The following is a 2,362-nucleotide window of genomic DNA, read 5'->3' as shown; positions in this document are numbered from 1 at the left end:
AGACGTCGGTGGGAGCAGTTCCGGCCGTTTCTGGTGCCGACGATGATCGTGGCGGCGGTGGCCGGGTGGGGGACGCTGAACGTGGTCCGCGACGTCGAGCACCGCAGTCAGGCGCAGATGCCTCCGGCGCCGGCGTGTGTCAGTGCCCAGGAACCACCGGACGGGCCGGGGGTGTGGTGGGGGGTCAATCTCGACTTCGAGCGTAAGACGCTGGCGCAATACGCCGCCGATCTCGGGCACCGGCCGGCGGTGACAGTGACGTTCACGGATCTGCCGTACACCGACACTCAACGTGCCGACCTGGTCCGGGCGGTCGAGCAGGTCCGCACCGACGGGCAGATTCTGCTGCTGACGCTCGAACCGTTCGCCGGTCTCGACGCCGTCACCGAGAAGGTGGCGCGGCAGTTGGCGGCGGATCTGGCCGAGTTCAACGCCACCGGGGTGCCGGTGATCGTGCGTCTGGCGCACGAGATGAACGGGTCCTGGTATCCGTGGGGGCAGCAACCGTCAGGGTATGTGGAGATGTTCCGCACGGTCGCGGCAGCGGTACACGAGCTGGCACCGGAGTCGGCGATGATGTGGGCGCCGAATTACGGCGGTGGTTATCCCTTCGGCGGCGGACAGTTCGAGGCTGCCCCGGGTAGTGCGGCGCGGGCCGCGCTCGATACCGATGGCGATGGGTCATTGACGTCGGCGGACGATCCGTATGCGCCGTACTATCCCGGTGACGAGGCGGTGGACTGGGTGGGCATGTCGTTGTATCACTGGGGCGCGGCCTACCCCTGGGGGGAGAACGAGCTGCCCGAACCCGGCAAGCTCGCCGCGCAGCTGACCGGCAGCTACGTCGGTGCCGGGGGTGACGACACCGTCGTCCCGGATTTCTACACCCGCTACGGAGTCGAACACGGCAAGCCGGTGGCGCTCGTCGAGACCGGGGCGTTGTACAACACCGCGGCCGGGGCGGGGCAGGCCGCCGAGTTCGAGCTCAAGCAGGCCTGGTGGCAGCAGGTGTTCGACCCGACCGTGCCGCGGCGTTTTCCGCAGTTGAAGATGATCAACTGGTTCGAGTGGGACAAATACGAACCCGAGGTCGACGCGCGAGTGGACTGGACCGTCACCGACGACCCGCACCTGCGGACGGCGTTCACCGCGGCACTGCCGCAATGGCTTCGGTACGGCCCCGATCGGCCCTGCACACCGAACCAGCCCGGATCATGACCACCGCTGTCCCGTGGGACGGGCAACTCGGTTACAGCACCAACCGTCGTGTGCCGGCGCGCGGGGGTTTCCTTTCGTACGACAATCATCGCTTTGTCTATCCGGCGTTGCGCCACTGCTCGTCATCGGGCCGGTCGAGCGGGGGTGAGATCTCGCGTCGATCGCGGGCACGGATGACGCGGCCGAAGACAACGGCGAGGATCGCGGCGACGGCGATCCAGGTAAGCAGGACGCACAGCAGGACGGTCACGAGATGGACAACGGTCCGAGTCCGCGCGATGTTACCGTCCGGTAGGAATATTTACCCGAGGTTTCATCCCGCCCTCAGGACACACTGCCGTGATCCCTCGACGATGACCTGCTCGTCACGCCTGGCGATGACCCGGGCAGGGTTCGATGCCGATGTCGATGTCACCGACGATCGGTGATCACACCGGTTGATGTCTCGCGAGGACCGGTGCCACCAGCGAGTTGTCACTGAGGTCGCATGGTCGGATCAGGAGGACCGGTGGGGGACATGGTGCTGTGGCACTGCTTCTGGGTCGTCACTCGTCTCGGCCGGCGCATCGGGACGAACCGCAGCGAGGACCTCGATCGATAACGAACAGGTCACTTCGACCCAGATCAGGTGTCGAAGAAGACACAGCGGGCTATCCCCGGATCAGCGTCCGACACCGGATGCACCACCCGATCCCGAACTGCTTCAGGAGGATTGCACATGCTTCTCGGATCTCTCGCCCTGACCCTCGGCGGCCTGCTCGCAGCACTGGGCATCGTGCTCTGACCTCATCCCTGCCGCAGCCGTAGTCCGCGTCCGCCCCTGTCCGGGGGTGGACGCGGACCCCTTTGTCCGCCCCCGCGCCGGCATCGGCTACGTCGAGCAGCACAGGCACGCGGTGGCGGGCAGTGTCCGCGACAATCTGCGTCTCGACGAGCCCACCTCGAGCCTGGACAGTCGCAACGAGGAGTTGTTCCACCACGCCCTCGAGACCGTCGGCGGCCGGCACACCGTGGTGATCGTCGCGCACCGGCCGGCCACCGTGCTCGACGCCGACCAGATCGTCGTCCTCGACGACGGACGTGTCCACGCCGTCGGCACCCACAGCGAACTGCTCGAGCACAGCGAGCTGTATCGGGCACTGGC

Annotated in this window: 2 protein-coding genes and 1 pseudogene; 2 read left to right on the top strand and 1 reads right to left on the bottom strand. The window is 66.9% G+C overall.

The annotated features are described in order from the left end of the window. Nucleotides 1-1,218: glycoside hydrolase family 26 protein (locus R1101_RS0121470; RefSeq protein ID WP_232284806.1), on the top strand; the 1,218-nt coding region annotated here is incomplete at its 5' end. Nucleotides 1,219-1,315: 97 nt separating this feature from the next. Here the strand turns inward: R1101_RS0121470 and R1101_RS30765 are convergent. Beyond that, nucleotides 1,316-1,468, bottom strand: a complete 153-nt coding sequence (locus R1101_RS30765; RefSeq protein ID WP_016935306.1) for a hypothetical protein — start codon at nt 1,466-1,468, stop codon at nt 1,316-1,318. A gap of 580 nt (nt 1,469-2,048) precedes the next feature. On the opposite strand from R1101_RS30765, the pseudogene R1101_RS28025 reads away from it, so the two are divergent. Further along, a pseudogene (locus tag R1101_RS28025) lies at nt 2,049-2,362 on the top strand (hypothetical protein); the annotation flags it as partial.

This window comes from Rhodococcus sp. R1101, from assembly GCF_000278445.1.
Taxonomy (GTDB): Bacteria; Actinomycetota; Actinomycetes; order Mycobacteriales; family Mycobacteriaceae; genus Rhodococcus; species Rhodococcus gordoniae.
The sequence above is the reverse complement of the archived record's forward strand: the minus strand, read 5'-3'. Positions and strand labels throughout refer to the sequence as shown.